The organism is Bradyrhizobium sp. MI1.4 (genome assembly GCF_055811315.1).
This window is the reverse complement of record NZ_JBVVPP010000046.1, coordinates 1-16783: the sequence shown is the minus strand read 5'-3', so window position 1 is coordinate 16783 and position 16783 is coordinate 1. Positions and strand designations below refer to the sequence as shown.

At 58.2% G+C, this 16783-nt stretch carries 13 protein-coding genes and 2 pseudogenes; 12 read left to right on the top strand and 3 right to left on the bottom strand.

The features are described 5' to 3' along the window. Positions 1-30: 30 nt before the first annotated feature. Entirely contained in the window at positions 31-120 is a 90-nt protein-coding gene (locus tag AC0L23_RS31430; RefSeq protein ID WP_473357755.1) for a hypothetical protein, read from the bottom strand. An 868-nt stretch (positions 121-988) separates the two neighbouring features. Between AC0L23_RS31430 and AC0L23_RS31425 the strand changes: the two genes are divergently transcribed. Beyond that, a complete protein-coding gene (locus AC0L23_RS31425; protein WP_473357754.1) occupies positions 989-2500 on the top strand; it encodes a porin in 1512 nt (503 codons plus the stop codon). A 1293-nt stretch (positions 2501-3793) separates the two neighbouring features. Here AC0L23_RS31425 and AC0L23_RS31420 read toward each other — a convergent pair. After that, positions 3794-3907, bottom strand: a pseudogene (locus AC0L23_RS31420) (spermidine/putrescine ABC transporter ATP-binding protein); the annotation flags it as partial. A 249-nt stretch (positions 3908-4156) separates the two neighbouring features. On the opposite strand from AC0L23_RS31420, the gene AC0L23_RS31415 reads away from it, so the two are divergent. The 4 genes from AC0L23_RS31415 (at position 4157) to AC0L23_RS31400 (ending at position 7076) form a co-directional block, all read left to right on the top strand. Next, positions 4157-5221: an ABC transporter substrate-binding protein gene (locus tag AC0L23_RS31415; protein WP_473357753.1), complete on the top strand. Its 1065-nt coding sequence runs from the start codon at positions 4157-4159 to the stop codon at positions 5219-5221. Positions 5222-5302: 81 nt separating this feature from the next. Beyond that, positions 5303-5488 carry a hypothetical protein gene (locus AC0L23_RS31410; protein ID WP_473357752.1) on the top strand — a complete coding sequence of 62 codons (186 nt, stop codon included), beginning with the start codon at positions 5303-5305 and terminating at the stop codon, positions 5486-5488. A gap of 16 nt (positions 5489-5504) precedes the next feature. Then, positions 5505-6092, top strand: coding sequence for a hypothetical protein (locus AC0L23_RS31405; RefSeq protein ID WP_473357751.1), 588 nt, complete (start codon positions 5505-5507; stop codon positions 6090-6092). A 186-nt stretch (positions 6093-6278) separates the two neighbouring features. Further along, positions 6279-7076 (top strand): enoyl-CoA hydratase/isomerase family protein, encoded by a 798-nt coding sequence (locus tag AC0L23_RS31400; protein WP_473357793.1) that lies wholly within the window; start codon positions 6279-6281, stop codon positions 7074-7076. Positions 7077-7269: 193 nt separating this feature from the next. On the opposite strand, the gene AC0L23_RS31395 is transcribed toward AC0L23_RS31400, so the two are convergent. After that, positions 7270-7602, bottom strand: coding sequence for a hypothetical protein (locus AC0L23_RS31395; protein ID WP_473357750.1), 333 nt, complete (start codon positions 7600-7602; stop codon positions 7270-7272). Positions 7603-8034: 432 nt separating this feature from the next. On the opposite strand from AC0L23_RS31395, the gene AC0L23_RS31390 reads away from it, so the two are divergent. The 7 genes and pseudogenes from AC0L23_RS31390 to AC0L23_RS31360 form a co-directional block, all read left to right on the top strand. After that, positions 8035-9129 carry an ABC transporter ATP-binding protein gene (locus AC0L23_RS31390; protein ID WP_473357792.1) on the top strand — a complete coding sequence of 365 codons (1095 nt, stop codon included), beginning with the start codon at positions 8035-8037 and terminating at the stop codon, positions 9127-9129. Between the two features lie 88 nt (positions 9130-9217). Continuing rightward, a pseudogene (locus AC0L23_RS31385) lies at positions 9218-9822 on the top strand (extracellular solute-binding protein). A 266-nt stretch (positions 9823-10088) separates the two neighbouring features. Further along, positions 10089-11339, top strand: coding sequence for an ABC transporter permease (locus AC0L23_RS31380; RefSeq protein ID WP_473357748.1), 1251 nt, complete (start codon positions 10089-10091; stop codon positions 11337-11339). 5 nt (positions 11340-11344) lie between these two features. After that, positions 11345-12175 (top strand): ABC transporter permease, encoded by an 831-nt coding sequence (locus tag AC0L23_RS31375; protein WP_473357747.1) that lies wholly within the window; start codon positions 11345-11347, stop codon positions 12173-12175. A gap of 1138 nt (positions 12176-13313) precedes the next feature. After that, positions 13314-14165, top strand: coding sequence for an SDR family NAD(P)-dependent oxidoreductase (locus tag AC0L23_RS31370; RefSeq protein ID WP_473357746.1), 852 nt, complete (start codon positions 13314-13316; stop codon positions 14163-14165). A 168-nt stretch (positions 14166-14333) separates the two neighbouring features. After that, the gene (locus AC0L23_RS31365) at positions 14334-15107 is read left to right on the top strand and encodes an SDR family NAD(P)-dependent oxidoreductase (protein WP_473357745.1); all 774 of its coding nucleotides are present in this window, start codon (positions 14334-14336) and stop codon (positions 15105-15107) included. A 651-nt stretch (positions 15108-15758) separates the two neighbouring features. Next, on the top strand, positions 15759-16783 hold a 1025-nt coding region (locus tag AC0L23_RS31360), incomplete at its 3' end, for an AMP-binding protein (protein ID WP_473357744.1).

Genomic DNA, 16783 nt, shown 5'->3' with positions numbered 1-16783 from the left:
GAGGGTGTATCGCCGCGGCGCGTGCCGCCCTCATCGGAGGCCCGCGAAGGTCCAATTTCTTCTTCCCACGGCAACAGCTCGTAGCGCGCTAACAGCATTGTTCGAGATGCAAAGCCGCACGTCATCAAGGAAGGGGGTGAATGCATCCTAGCGATTGAGGCAGTACCTTCGTCGTGTCGCTCTTCTTGGAGAACTTGGCTCGCTGCTCGCACTAAAACGCCTCCAGCTCAACGATCAGAACGCGGCTACGCTCCTGGTCACGACCAGGGGCTCCTGCGGCGCAAGAACCGTTGACCTCACGTTCAATGACGAACATGACATCGATATAGCGCGACAATATGGATGGAGAGCACTTCCATCCTGATTGCCGCTCGACTCAGACTCCGCCCCGATTGTTTGCGGCGCGTTGCGTCCACTCGAAAGCATGATCCGTGCGGCTGATCAAATCGACTCGATACTCACTGTCCACAGTTGAGATCACGACGCTCGCCGCGTTCTTCTCTGCATGGCCGTTTCTAAGCATGCGCCCGTTTGCATCGGCCACGGAAGCGAAGGGTTGGAGGTCAAGATCCTACTATTGCCCCACTCTGTGCAGCACTCGCATCGAGTGGCCTCATGACTAAGCGCGCAAAAATGCGCGACACACTTACAACAATAGCAGCTCCCCTCATGAAGATCATTGATACGTACGAAGCGTACGTTGACCGCTAGTTGCGGTACAAATCGTACGCTTGTGAAGCACTTAGAACACGCTGCGCGGAACGTGCGCGCGCGCGTCCGTTTCGTACGAAGTTTTCACGCCGCTAAGTAACGCAATCTGTCAACTTAATCACACGAGCGGCGGAATGGTTCGCACCGTGATGTCACTGGTTCAATCTATCAGTGGTGTTCGAGGAACGCCCTGTAGGTCGAGAATGATTGGGGCGGAAGTGGCTAATCTCCAAGCGAGACTAGCCGCTCTTGAGTTAAACAACTGGAGGGTTTTTTTATGAAGATGGCGAAGAGCCTCTTTCTTGGTTCGGCGGCGGGTCTGATCGCTATGGGCGGTGCGCAGGCGGCCGATCTCCCCGTCAAGGCGAAAGCGATCGAGTACGTCAAGGTCTGCTCCTTGTACGGTGCCGGATTCTATTACATCCCGGGCACTGACACCTGCATCAGATTGGGCGGCTATATGCGCGCTGAAGTCGTGCTGAACTCAAGCTATCACTATATTGCACCCGACAGTGGTGTGGGTGGCGCTAACAATCGTCTGAGCGATTACTACAGCGCGCGCTCTCGTGAGGGCCTCTACATCGACACTCGCACCGCGACCGAGTACGGCTTGCTCCGCACGTACTTCGAGGGAGCGTGGACTTATACGACTGGCCCCTATAGCGGTAACGGCGCTGGCGGGACGAGCTATACTACATCGGTAGGCTCTCAGATCGCGACTGGTACTCCCGGTCTTTACCACGCCTTCATCCAGTTCGCCGGCTTTACGATGGGCAAGGCGTTTTCGCAATTCAGCACGCCCTGGACCCAGTATCCGGCGAATACCATCGAGCTGCCTGGCGCAGGGGGCTGGGATCCCGTGCAGCAGTTCGCTTATACCTTCGACTTCGGTCAGGGCATCACGGCATCGTTGTCAGCCGAGGATCAGGTCTCCCGTAACCAACTCGCCATCTGGAACGTGAGTGCAGCAACACCCGCCGGAATTGCGGCTGGTGCGTACGGCGCCAGCGACTTCGGTGGTGCGCGAGCCCCGGATTTCGTAGCGAAGGTTCGTGTCGACCAGGCTTGGGGCCTCTTCCAGGCGTCGTTCGCTGCGCATGACAATCATGCCGCCTACTACGGCGGGACCGAAGTCACCGGCCACCCCGATGACAAATGGGGCTGGGCAGGCCAGCTGGGCTTGTCGATCAAGAACATTCCGACTGGCGCGGGTGATACGATCAACATGTCAGCTGTGTATACGAATGGTGCGAGCCGTTACAATTTCCACGACTATACGGCAGCACCTAGCTTCGCGATGTACGGAAGCACAGGTCTCGCTGGTGCCTACCAGAGCGTCGGCATCGCCGGCGTATCCGACGCGGTGTTCGTGACTGGCTCCGGCCAGCAACTGACTACGACCTACGGCTTTCAGGGAGGCTACTCTCACAACTGGGATCCCCACTGGGTGAGCAGCATCTTCGGTGCATGGAGCGCTGTGCGGTACAACAACACGGCCAAGGGCTACATTTGCGGCGCAGTCGTTGCAAACATCGCGCTCTCGACCGGCGCGGCAGGCTGCAACCCCGACTTCAACTACGCGATTATTGGTACGAGGACGGGGTGGACTCCAGTTAAGAACCTGACCTTCTCGGCCGAGCTTGCCTACACCATGCTCGACCAGAAGTATGCGAGCGGAAGCACGGTGACGCTGCCGACGCAGTCAGGCATCGCCAAGCCAGGTACTACGTATGAGCTGAAGGACCAGGGCGCTCTGACGCTACTGCTCCGGGCTCAGCGCGTCTGGTGAGTTCTTTTCAAACTAGCGGAAGGAGGAAGGTAGCGGCTCTGTTCATCTAAGTTTAACCTCCAAGAAGGCCTTCGGCATGCCCGCCGGAGGCCTTCATATTTATGTTCAAGCGCAGATTCTTAAAGCGGTGCTCTCGCTAGAGATTTCGGAGGGGCGACGTCACACAGGCGCGACTCTCGGTCGTATGCGCCCCCTAATTGGCCAAGAAGATAAGGTGAGCGTGGGAGGAGGTGCACCCGAGAAGATCTTGACCGGCTTCAGAATGCGCGCCGTTGGGCTGCCCCGAGGAAGGCGTTAGCGTAGTCGAGGGGCGTTGCTTGAGGGCCTATGACCACCTTGCGATCCGCTCCGCGATAATCCTTCCCTCCGCGGAAAAGAAAGCGACGTCAAGAATGCAACCATTGCGAAACCAACTACTGAATGACTGTGTGGCTCCAAAAAAGGAGATAGGAATGCGGAACAAGTGTTAATCGTCTCGCGCGACCTCAGCTCGTTGCCCGCACAGAGAGTCCGCCTTGCGGCGGTTTAGAGCAACGTACGAACTCTCAGTGCCGGTCAACACCTATCCTGGACACCATCGTGAATGTCAAAATCCGGAGAACGCTTTCAAGCTCCCGGTTCGGTGCACGATGGATGAACTCCCGACGGAGAACCGAACCTGACATCGAAGAGCGATCGATGTGATCGAAAGCGAGTTGATGGTCTTGAGAGTTAAATTGCGGTAGTTCGACGCGGCCACCATTTCGTCGTAGCCCAAGATCCGCGGCGCAGTTGCTGAAGATGCTCTGAATCCTAGCGACCATCAACACGCCTTCCGCGACCAAGTTAGGGAATCCTCTGCTCCCGCGGGTATTCGCGATAAGACAATCGCCGGGCTGCATACCCGCCAGGGACACCACACCGGGTGCGGTGGACGCGGTCGCCGGTGCCCAGGAGCGGCCGGTTGCATTGGCTTGAGCAATCGTCGTCGACACCGAAGTTGCTTATGACCCACTCGGGGGCGCTTGACCAACATTTGCGTCATGGAGCCCGCGGGAGAGGGATCTGGACTGTTCGTAACGCCGTGGGAATCGACTTACTGGGCGAGTCCACATGCTACCGGCAAGTGCTCTCCGCTTGTTCCCTCCAGCATCTTGCCGGCCGCAGATCACATGAATCTTCGCAAGCGGCAGAAACGATGCACAATTTAAGCGAGGTGATGATCGAGATTGATGAAAATCAGCTCTGTGGTCCGATATGGTCCGTGACCAGCAAGTCAAAAATGCAGGTGAGGGAGTGGTGCTTTTTCCGTTTGAACTGGGCGACGAAAGCACTTTGCGGTCGCTCGCAAACCTCGGCGGGCGCAGCGAGCTTCTGGACGAGCCCGGCGCGGAAGACTGCTATGCGATCCGACATGGTCAGCGCTTCGAGGGTGATTAGCTGACCACGTGCGCGCGCGGCTTGCGAACCGTGGCCATGATGATTTGTGCTCAAGTTGCGGAATTCGGAAGGCACGATGCTGGTCCACCCCCAATGCGGTGATCACTATCGGTTGGAATACGGAGGATTCTGGGGCGCTCGACGCGCGTGAGGACGACCGAGGCTTCGTCGGAGCAGGCTATCGCCGTTTGGCCAGAGCTTCCTCCGCCCGGGCGTGGCATAAAAAGGAGAGAGTAGATGATGAAGTTCTCATGGAGGGATGCAGGCCTCGCCGTGACCGTAATCGGCCTGACAGCGGGTGTGTTCGCGTCAACGAATTCGGCCTTTGCAGACGATCAGCTTACGGTCACCGCTGGTGGCGGGGGTTTCCAACAGGCGCTGCGCAAACTAATTTTCGATCCCTTTTCGAAGGCGAGCGGGATCAAGGTCACTGAAGCCGAATACGATTACGGCCTCGCCAAAATCCGCGCCATGGTCGAGACCAAGACCGTGAGCTGGGACGTGGTCTGGGCCGCCGAGTCGGCCGTCCGGCAGCTGTGCGCAGAGGGGGCGATCGAGTCGATCGACTGGAAGAAGCTGGGCCTCGACCGGGCCAAGTTCGAGGGCGTTAGCAGCACGGACTGTGGGGTGCCATCCAGCGTCTCTGCCGACGTTGTTGCCTACGACAGGGACAGGCTGCCTAACGGCCCGAAGACCATCGCGGATTTCTTCGATCTGAAGAAGTTTCCCGGCAAAAGGGGACTATATAAGAGTCCTCCTCTTGAATGGGCATTGATCGCCGACGGTGTGCCCACTAAGGACGTCTACAAGGTGCTTAACACGCCCGAGGGAGTTGATCGCGCTTTCACGAAGCTCGATACGATCAAGAAGGAGATCATCTGGTGGACGGCCGGCGCTCAGCCGTTGCAGCTTCTCGCCGATGGTCAGGTCGTAATGAGCGCCGCCTGGCCCGGTCGAATCTTTGATGCCAACAAGAGCACTGGGAAACATTTCGAGATGATGTGGGACGGCGCGGTACTCGGCGGGACCTCTTGGGTGATCCCAAAGGGGAGTCCGCGATTGGGCAGCGCCTACAAGTTCATTGCCTTTGCCAGTTCGCCTCAGGCGCATGCCGACGTGGCAAACTTCACCGGCTACGGAATAGGCAACAAGGACGCGATTGCGCTCCTCGATCCGACAGTCCTGCCCAGCCTTCCGAATGCGCCCGCCCATATGGCTAATGCCCTCCGGTCGGACGCAAGTTTTTGGAGTGAGAAGGGCGATGAAATCCGCCAACGCTTTACCGCCTGGCTCGCCCAGTAACGCCACGATAGCAGTGGTGGGAGGGGTTCTGTTCTTCTCGCCTCTCTAACCGACGAACTGCGAACAAATTCGAAGGCGACGATGACCGTTCAAATTACCGGCAGCGCGGAAGGCATGCCTCTGCATCTCAAGCTACAGCGGGTCGAGCGCCGGCAGACGCTTACGGCCTTTGTCCTCGTTTTTCCGCTCCTGCTGTTCATTCTAGTCCTGTTCGTGCTGCCAATCGGACGGATGCTGCTCAACACTGTTCAGACGATACACCGTTGACTGTGATGCGCGGGCGGTGACGGTGCCAAAAGGATGGGGCGGCAAGGACCTGCCGGACGAGGCGGTGTATGCCGCGCTGGCGGACGACCTGAAACAGTCTTGGGCTCAGAAGAGGACGGCGTCGATCGGCAAGCGAACGAAGTACGAGTTGCCCGGCTCCCTCAGCGCGGCGGCATTGAGTGCGCGTAAAGCGAGCACGCATTCGGCCGGCCGCTACAAGGACGCGCTGATCGAAATCAGTCCACTTTGGGGGCGGCATGACTTCTGGAGCTTCCTGAGGCGCCGAACCTCGGCCTATACGGGCCGCTACCTGCTACTCCCCTCGATTACCAGTATGGCCCTGACAACCAGATCGTCGCCTTACCACCCAAGAACGCGATGTTACGGGGCGTTTTCTTGCGCACCCTGTGGCATCAGCATTGCCCCAACCGTCACGACCCTGCAGCTCGGTTCCCAGTGGACTATGTCCTGGCAACATTGCCGAGGAAGACCAGCAATCTCCTCACCTGTGTGCTCGCTTTTCCAGAAACGCAAGAGAACCGATCTGGTCAACTGGATCATACGCTTGATCGATCCGGACAGATCGATGGCTCATTGCCGATGAACCGTATTATGCAGAGAGCTCAATGCCCCATTCATGATCACGCTGAGTTAGTCTCTGAGAGTTCACCGATTCCATTATCACCCGCACGACGCACGTCGTTGATCGGCACGAAGACATTCTGTGCCAAATGAACAAATTTGCCTAGAACTGGAAAGAGAGATGCGGGCAGCAAAAGGGGGCGAAATCTTGTCGAATTTCGTAAAGATCGAGAAAGGGCTGGGCACGGAGGGGCGCATCGCGGTGGTACGGTTCGACCGTGGCGATCGCATCAACGCGCTTTCTGACGAAGTAATCCGCGATCTGACTAGAGCTGCTGAAAGCTTTGAGGGCGACGCGAAAACCTCTGTTGTGATCTTGACCGGCGGGCAGACGTTCAGTGCCGGCGCTGATCTGAAAAAAGATGCAAGCCCTTCCCGCGGTGCGCTGGATATGGCTGCGCGACGGTCTCGGATCGGATCGCGGCTCACCCGCGCTTGGTACGAGATGGACCAAGTGACGATCGCCGCGATCGAAGGCTTTTGCATCGGAGGCGGTATCGCGCTCGCCGTCGCCCTCGACTTCCGGATCATGGCGCGAGACGCCCACATCCGCGTACCCGAAATCTCGCTCGGCATAAACATGAGCTGGCAAACCATCCCGCGTATGCTGCAGCTGATTGGTCCGGCACGCACGAAGCAGGCGATCATTCTCGCTGACCAGCGCATCTCCGCGGAAGAAGCTTACGAATGGGGGCTAGTGGAGAAAGTGACGGATCCCAGGGCAAGCCTTGAAGCAGCGATGGAGCTCGCCGAGAAAGTCGCCGCGCAACCGCCGATCCCAGTCGCTATGACTAAGCAAACGGTCAATCGTCTCGCCGGTGCTCTTGACGATCTCGCGAGCCATATGGATGTCGATCAGCTGGTTTTGACCTGCATGACAGAGGATTACCAAGAAGGGATTATGGCCTTTCGTGAGAAGAGAACGCCACGCTTCAAAGGGCGCTAAGCGCAAAGAGTTGAGGAAAAGGGAACGTCTCAGGACGAGCCAAAGCAGAGATGCCGCCGCAAGAGAACTGGTAGCTTGCGAGCAAGCCCGATGCGACGATCAGCTCGTCCACGATCCGCCAGAACTGTCATCTGGCAATGTGGAATGCACAACTGCTTTCATCTCAGCTCCGCACGGACCCATTCGCCTTTGACTAAAGCAAGGGAGGGTCTTCGCTCGCTGGTTTAGGCCTCAGATGTGTTCTCGAAGCCTTCTCCCGCGCGCTGATATTCTGAGACGCACCACGACGGCTAGTTGTCGAGGCTTTCTCAAGCTTGATCAAAGGGTCCCAGCTGTTGCCGAACTCGTGGAGATAGTGGATCGTCTTGGCGCCGGTCTCGTGAACGATATGGCAGAGCCGCGCCTTGCGGGCATCGATCGGCTCGGAGCCAAAATCAGGATCAGGGATGCCCAATGCCGTCGCGGATGCGACCAGCAGAACGCGAGTGTACACCCCCAATTGGGATCCATACTGGGCGAGCAGCATCTTCGGTGCATGGAGTGTGTGCGGTACAACAACACGGCCAAGAGCTATATCTGCGGCGCCGTCGTTGCCAACATTCAGGTAAGCGCCTCAAAAAACGCCTCGTTTCGCGGGTGTGCCCTCACCGAAATGGCTAACCGAAATCTGCGCATTTCGACCAGTGACGCAGAATTTCGGCTGAAAATTGGATCACATCGATGAAATTCACCTCCAGGAACTTGCTAAGTGTTTCGTGAAGAAAACAAACTTCTGTTGACCTCAAGGTCGCCGGAATTGAACGCGGGTGAGGAAAACGGTGAGCCGTGTGGTCCAGCGCAGATGCGCTTCTGCAATCGCGAGCGCTGGCGTAACTGCTGCAATCCATCAAGAAGAGCATCGTGTCTCGTCGCAAGGGGCGCCCCTGTGATGGGAGCACCAGGGGAGGGTAGAGTGTTGATGCCAAGCGCGAACGATGCCTTCGTTGAGTTTTCCGGGGTTCAGAAGACCTATGACGGCGAAACGCTGGTCGTTAAAAATCTCAACTTGGGCGTCGCTCGAGGTGAGTTTCTGACGATGCTCGGCCCTTCCGGCTCTGGCAAAACAACGACTCTCATGATGCTCGCCGGTTTCGAGGCGCCCACTCACGGCTCCATTCTCTTGGCGGGGCGCGTGATCGATAATATGCCGCCGCACAAGCGCGAGATCGGCATGGTATTCCAGAATTACGCGTTATTTCCCCATATGACAGTCGAGGAGAACCTCGCCTTCCCGCTTAAGGTCCGAAAACTTGGCAAGGCCGAGATCCAGGCCCGGATCAAGCGGGCGCTCGACATGGTCCGTCTCGGCGCTTATGGCGGCCGACGGCCCGGCCAGCTGTCGGGCGGCCAGCAGCAGCGCGTTGCACTTGCCCGCGCGCTCGTATTCGATCCCAAGCTCGTGCTGATGGACGAGCCACTCGGTGCATTAGACAAGCAGTTGCGCGAGCACATGCAGCTCGAGATCAAGCGCATCCACCAGAGTCTTGGTGTTACGGTCGTCTATGTGACGCATGATCAGGTCGAGGCGCTGACCATGTCGGACCGCATAGCCGTCTTCAATGAGGGAGTCATCCAGCAGCTGGCCGCGCCAGTTGAGCTTTACGACCGCCCGCAAAATGCTTTCGTGGCCCAGTTCATCGGGGAGAATAACCGCCTCCACGGGAAAGTCGTGGCGATGAATGGCGGCGACTGCAAGATAGAGATTGCAGGAGTCGGGCACGTGCAGGCGCTGGCCGTCAAAGTGGAAGCGATTGGCCGGCCGACGGTGCTGTCGCTACGGCCGGAGCGCGTGAAATTGAACCCGACACCAGGCTCGTTGCCCAACGTCTTTAGCGCGCAGGTTGCGGAGGTGATCTATCTTGGTGACCACGTGCGCGCGCGGCTTTCGGTCTGCGGCAATGATGACTTTGTGGTCAAGTTGCCGAATTCGGAAGGCGTGGTGCAAGTCGAGCCCGGTGCGGTGATCACCATCGGCTGGAAAACAGAGGATTGTCGGGCGCTCGACGCGCCGTGAGGACACCGAGCTCCACTCGAGCAGGGGCGGCTGGGTCTTCGGCAGCGCTACGTCCGTCGTGGGGTGGCAAGATGGGAGAGAGTAAACCATGAGAACGTCATTGAATTTAACGCGCGCTCTGGCCGTCAAGCCCTTCTCGAAGGAAACCGGGATCAAAATCGCTGAAGCCGAATACGATTACGACCTCGTCGAAATCCGCGCGATGGTCGAGACCAAGACTGTGAGCTGGGACGTGGTCTACGCCGGCGAGTCGGCCGTCCGGCAGTTGTGCGCGGAGGGAGCGATCGAGTCGATCAACTGGAAGAAGCTGGGCGTCGACCGGGCTAAGTTCGAGGGGCTCAGCTTCACGGAATGTGGGGTGCCGGCCGGCATCGGTGCCACCGTCGTTGTCTATGACAGGAACAAGCTGCCGAACGGTCCGACGACCATCGCCGAGTTTTTCGATCTGAAGAAATTCCCTGGGAAAAGAGGGCTACGGCCGGCGCCCAGCCGCCGCAGCTTCTCGCGGATGGTCAGGTCGTCATGACTGCCGCCTGGCACGTCAGAATCTATGACGCGGTCAAGAACTCCGGAAAGGATTTCGAGATCATGTGGGATGCCGCAATACTGGGCGGAAACTCCTGGGTGATTCCAAAGGGCAGTCCGCGATTGGACAGCGCCTATAAGTTTCTCGCCTTCGCGGGTTCGGCGTAGTCGCAAGCCGACGTGACGAACCACACGGACTCCGGGCCGAGCAACAAGGACGCGATCGCGCTCATCGAGCCGAGGGTCCTGCCAAACATTCCGAATGACCACATGGGTAGTGTTCTGCTGAGGGACTCAAGTTTTTGGACTGAGAACGGCGATGAAATTACCCAACGTTTCACTGCCTGGCTGGCAAAGTAATACCAAAACATAGAAATGGCCTGGCGGGTGCTGTTCTGCTCCCCGCCTCTAACAACTGAACTGGGAGAACGTCCTTGGCGACGATAGCCGTCCAAGTCACCGGCAGCCAAGAAGGCATGCCTCTGCATCTCAAGCTGCGGCTGGTCGAGCGGCGGCGGAAGCTTAAGGCCTTTATCCTCGTACTTCCGCTCCTGCTGTACATCCTGGTCGCTTTCGTGCTGCCGATCGGACGGATGCTATTCAACTCTATTCATGACGACACACTATTGACCCTAATGCCACGGACGATGAAGACGATAAGTGGATGGGAAGGCAGAGATCTCCCGGACGAGACCATCTATGCCGCGCTGGCCGGCGACCTAAAAGATGCTTGGGCTCAGAAGACTGGGACCGCGATCGGCAAGCGAATTAACTATGAGTTGCCCGGCTCCCTCAGCCAAGTCGTACTGAGCGCGCGCAAAGCGAGCCTGCTTCCCCGCGGCCCCTACAAGGAGGCGCTGATCGAAATCAGTCCGCTCTGGGAGCGGCACGACGTCTGGAACCTGCTGAAGCGCGGTAGCTCGGCCTATACCGGGTACTACCTGCTACGCTCCCTTGATTACCAGTATGGCCCCGATAGCCAGATCGTCGCCTCACCACCAGAGAACGCGATCTTTCAAGGCGTATTCTTGCGCACGCTTGGGATCAGCATCGGCGTAACCGCCCTGACACTGTTGCTCGGATTTCCAGTGGCCTATCTCCTGGCGAGATTGCCGAGCAAGACCAGCAATCTCCTGATGATTATGGTCGTTCTGCCTTTTTGGACATCGACGCTGGTGCGCACCACCGCTTGGGTCGTGCTCCTGCAGCAGCACGGAGTCGTCAACCAAACATTGATGGCCCTGCATATCATATCTCAGCCGGCTGAGCTTATTTACAACCGGATCGGGACCGTCGTGGCAATGACCCACATTCAGCTGCCATTCACGCTGTTACCAATCTACAGTGTTATGAAAACAATCTCACCGACCTTTGTTCGGGCCGCTCGCTCGCTCGGTGCCGGACCCTTTTACGCCTTTTGGAAGGTCTACTTCCCCCAGACCCTGCCAGGGATCGCTGCCGGCTGCCTACTGACTTTCATTCTGTGCCTGGGCTACTACATAACTCCTGCCCTCGTTGGAGGACCGGCTGACCAAATGGTTAGCTCTTTCGTTGCCCACTATACAAACGAAGAGCTCAATTGGGGCATGGCCTCGGCGCTCGGCGCCATCCTGCTCACCGCGACGCTGCTACTCTACTATTGTTTCGACAAGCTGGTTGGCGTCGACCGGATCAAGATGGGATGAGAGCGATGGCCGAATCCGCGTATGCCTCTCGGATGGAGAAGGGCTGGTACTACCTGCACCGGCTGCTCTGTGCGGGGGTGCTGCTATTTCTAATCGCGCCGATCTTCGTGGTCATTCCGCTTTCATTTAATTCCGTACCCTTCTTCACCTATCCGTTGTCTGCGTTGTCCCTGCGCTGGTATCAGGAGTTCTTCCTCACAGTTCGATGGCAGGGCGCGCTGCACAATTCGATCTTCGTCGCCGTATCGGTCACGCTCCTATCGACCGTGCTAGGCACGCTGGCCGCGCTCGGACTTAGCCGCCCAAACTTCCCTTGGCGAACGATGGTGATGACCATACTGATATCGCCTATCGTCGTGCCGGTCGTGATAACCGCAGTGGGCGTGTATTTCTTCTATGCCGATGTTGGGCTGCTCAACAGCTTTACCGGACTAATATTGGCGCACACCACGCTGGCCACTCCCTTCGTCGTCATCACCGTGACCGCTGCCCTGAGTGGTTTCGACCAGTCGCTAACCCGCGCTGCCGCCGGGCTCGGCGCGCCGCCGGTCACCGCTTTCTTCAAGGTTACTCTGCCGCTTATACTTCCCGGCATGATCTCCGGCGCGCTATTCGCCTTTCTCACTTCCTTCGACGAGGTGGTGGTTGCTCTTTTCCTCGCAAGCACCGATCAGCGCACCTTGCCGAAGGTCATGTTTTCTGGCATCCGCGAGGAGATCAGTCCGACGATCATCGCTGCCGCGAGCGTACTGACAGTATTCTCCGTCATGATCCTGACCAGTATCGAACTGTTGCGGCGGCGCTCCGAGCGCCTGCGTGGTATCCGGAGCACCTAATGGTTCCTGCCATTTTGGGAGACCCTTACGCCGGCTCGGATAATCTCTTTGGCATCCCTAATCGTCATGTCGCGTGCATTAGCAAAAGCGAGCAGAGCATGACCAAGCTGCGTGATAGCGTGTAGTCGAGGATGGCCGAGTACACGAGCTACATCGAACGTAAGGAGGCGGCCTTTCGCGATATTGTGGACGAACCAGCAAACCATTTCATCGATCTATTCCGGGCGCGAATGTTGCCATATCTTTCTGAAGTCATTCCCAAAGCGAGGTCAGGTATACGCTCAAGATTCGCAACAAGTTGGAGCGTACCGCCGTCTACAGTGCTCGCCTGCTACCCGGATTTGGGTGGGTATCTCAGGAGAAGATGGAAGGGATTGCGCTTCAGCCGGGGGAGCAGGGCGAGATAACACTCCTCGCGACTGCGCCGTCTCGGGGCCGATCCGCGACGAAGGCTCATAACGGCGGAGATACTAATCGACGGTGTATCGCAGGGACCTATCTGTGAAGCCCTCGTGTCAGTTTCCGGAGTTCCGCGAGCTCGACCTTAATCCTCCGCGCCAGCCGCTAACTATAAGGTGGAGGAACTGTCTTATCACGCGAGTGCGTCCATAGGAGACTATCCGCCAAGCTGCTGAGCTCATTTTGGCTGCTCGACAAATTCCGCAATCGAACCGAGTTCGTGCGACCGAGCCATCGGGTTCTCGTTTCACGATGAACTCCTGCGCTAAAGCAATGAAACTTGCCTGATCTCCGTGCCGACCCCGCAGAAGTCGGCGGTTTTAGTCTGTAGAACGAGACAATTCTTCTGCAGAATCGGCTGTGGCTAGTGGGTTAAAATGAACGAGGGAGGACGATCAGCTGTCGTTCTAAGACGTGGACACTATTTGTTGACGAGGCGCTTGGTTTTTACGCGAAGCTCAGCCCGGCGGACTACACGCGTCTGTAAGCATCCGAGAGGATGGTTCATAGTGCATCATCCCTCCGCAAGGGGCCAAAGCTCCCGTTCGGGCAAGTATAACAGGCGAATCGATCAACCAGGCGGACCGGCTTGGCGCGCAACGCGACCGTCATCTAAATGGACTGACCCGTGCTTCGGTAGCGCCAGGTGCTCACGACGCAGGCATTTGAGGAGGACAGGATGGGTTTGTTGCAGGGTAAAGTAGCAATTATCACCGGCGCCGGCGGGGGACTTGGCGAGGCTTATGCTAAGCTGTTTGCCAAAGAGGGGGCGGCGATCGTCGTCAATGATCTCGGCAGCACGGTGAATGGTTTCGGTGCGAGCGCGGCTGCTGAAAGAGTAGTGGCTGACATATTAGCGGCCGGCGGGCGCGCCGTGGCCAATGTCGACGACGTATCTACCACAGCAGGGGGAAGGAATATCCTCAAGACAGCGATCGATGCTTTCGGTCAGGTCGACATCTTGATCTGCAATGCCGGCATCTTGCGCGACCGGACCTTTGCTAAAATCTCTGAGGATGATTGGGATCTGGTTCTCAAGGTTCATCTGAAGGGGACTTACTGCTGCACGCTACCAGTTTGGAATTGGCTCAAAGACAACGGGCGGCCGGGCGTGATAATTATGACGTCCTCGACGTCGGGATTGTTCGGAAATTTCGGTCAAGCAAACTACGGAGCGGCCAAAGCAGGCATCTATGGCTTGATAAGGGTTCTTTCTATCGAGGGCCGCAAACACGGCATCCGCGTTATGGGCGTGGCGCCAAACGCGATCACTCGGATGTGGGCGGACGTTCCAGGGATCCGAGAAGAGCGCGCTTCCATCCTGCGTCCCGAAAACGTCGCTCCTGGCGTGCTCTTCATGGCCTCCGACTTGGCGGCCGACCATTCGGGCAAAGTGCTCGCCGTGTCGGGCGAGGAGATCGCAGAGGTTAAAATGCTGATGGCTGAGGGCTTCCATCCCAAAGCACCTTACACCGCGCTGGACGTCGCGGCGCGCGCAGCTTCAGTATTCTTCGCGGCAGACCTGAAGTAACGCTCACGTCTCTTCTTGGCCGAGCGGCTGGTGACCTCAAACGGCCCTAACAGTTAAGCACAGGAGCGGTTTTGTTCGTCGCCGAGCTGACGGGCGCAATCGCCGCCGCTTTCCCGGCTCTACCGCGTTCCAGACTGACCGCATTTCAAAAACAAGAGTGAGCACACCATGGATTATGCACTTCCCAATTTTTCGATCGACCTCAAGGGCCAGAACGCGCTAGTCACCGGAGCATCGGCAGGCTTGGGCGTGCGATTCGCCAAGACGCTTGCGCGATGCGGAGCACAGGTGGTCTTGACGGCCCGGCGGCTCGATCGCCTCGAATGCGTGGCGGCGGAAATCAATGCGGCCGGTGGCAAGGCCGTACCGCTTCAACTCGATGTGACAGATGCGAATCAGCTGACCAAGGTTATCGCGGAGGCAGAGCGGCAGCTCGGTCCAGTAACGATCCTGGTGAACAATGCGGGGATCCCGGACGCCCAGCGCGCGACAAAGATGTCGATGGATCTGATCGACCTCGTGCTGGATACGAATGTGCGAGCACCGTACGTACTGTCATGCGAGGTCGCGCGGCGCCTGATCGCGGCAAAGCTTCCCGGTCGCATAGTTAATCTCGCGTCGTCGTCGGCCTATTCATATGGAGGCAATGGCGCCGCCCTCTATTCGATCAGCAAGGCCGCAGTGGTACGCATGACCGAGGCACTTGCGGTCGAATGGGCGAAGTTCAACATCAATGTCAACGCAATCGCGCCGGGAGCGTTTTCGTCCGAGATGATGGATGGCATGCTGCAACGTGTGGGCGATATCACCAAGGCGTTTCCGCGGCCGCGCATTGGCCATCCAGCTCAGCTCGACAGCACCTTGCTGTTCTTGGTCTCACCGTCATCCGACTTCGTGACGGGCACCTGCGTACGCGTCGACGACGTTCAAACTGGCAGGTAACCACGCCCTTAGCGAAGCAATGCTAAGGGAATCGGCTTCGGTGGATCGAGGCTCCCAAGTGGCGGCGCCCGGCGGCACGCTGTGAGGCCGGTAGATTCGATGCGAAGCCATTTCTTGCCAAGCGGATTAGTTGGCCGGCCGAGCCATCTCCTCGACCCACCGTCGATCGGTTGGCCAAAGCTGACGACCGACGACGGCGGAGAGGAGGGCGTGCCTCCCCCGGGGCCTGAGCATCGTCAGGCCCCTTGGCGTAGCGCCTCTTCTTGGGCTCCTTCGACAGATCCATGTTGAGATAGAGATGATCCTCGAGTCAGGCCTCCTGGCGCTCCGCGGTCAGCGCCCGCGCGTCGTGCGAGCTGGCCTACGCGTCGCAGTGGTCATGATGTTGGGCATCTAACTGCGATCGCGCTGAGTTGGCTTATGCGAGTAGCGGATTATACGGCTCTCAGTATCTGGATCTATGGATTGTTACCGGACGAACTTCTGCGCCGAAGTTCAAAAATCGCCTGATATGTGTGTTCCCCGGGCATGAGTTGGCGATTTTCTTCTGCAAGATAGGGGTAAGCGGTAACGGACGGTTTGATTGTGCCGACAGCGCGCTGGGTGGCTCATGCGCCTGAGCGGGGCGAAAAGCAGATCTGTGAGAAACGAATGGCTGAAGACTTGATTCCTTTGGGCGACAAGCTGACCCGCCGCGCCCAAGCAACTCCAGATGTAGCAGCTGTTAGCTGTGGGGAGACCACAATTACTTGGGCTCAGCTTGAGACGCGCGCAAACCGCATCGCCCGGGCTTTGGAGGGACTGGGAGTTAAGCTGGGGGATCTGGTGACGATTGGCCTTCCCAACGGCGTCGATTTTATCGAGGCTTCCTGGGGCGTCTGGAAACTCGGCGCGACGCCCCAGCCCGTGTCCTTCCGGCTGCCGCGCGCCGAACTGCAGGCCATCATCGACCTCGCCGATCCGCCCGTGGTGATCGCCTTATCGGCGATGGAGACCAACCGACGGCGCGTCACGGTCGAGGACCTGCTCGCGCTCTGTGATGATGACCGGCCGCTGACATCGCGCGTGTCACCTGTTTCGAAGGCTTTGACGTCGGGGGGGTCGACCGGCCGGCCGAAGCTGATACTTTCCGGATCACCTGGCCTGACCATCGCAGAAACCGAAAGTCCGAGCTTCTGTCGCTTCCATCCAGGTGACACGGCGTTGATTCCTGGGCCCCTCTATCATGGCGGACCGTTCGGGTGCGCGATGGAGGCGATAACGAGCGGTGCCCATCTGGTGCTGATGCCGCGCTTCGACGCGGAGGGCGTGCTCGCTGAGATCGAGCGGCGAAGGGCGACGTGGGTTTTTTTGGTGCCCACCATGATGAACCGCATCTGGCGGTTGCCGGAAGAGGTGCGTGGCCGGTACGACGTTTCATCCTTAAAGACGCTCTGGCACTTCGCTGCGCCCTGCCCGATGTGGCTGAAGGAGGCTTTTATCAACTGGCTGGGGCCAGAGGCTATCTTTGAGCTTTATGGCGGTAGCGAGAATCAAGCCGGGACCGTCATCACCGGATGTGAGTGGCTGGATCACCGCGGTTCTGTCGGCCGCGTAAGCTGGGGCGAAATCAAGGTCGTCGACGCCGACGGAAACATAGTACCACCTGGCAAGGCAGGTGAGATCTACTTACGGGC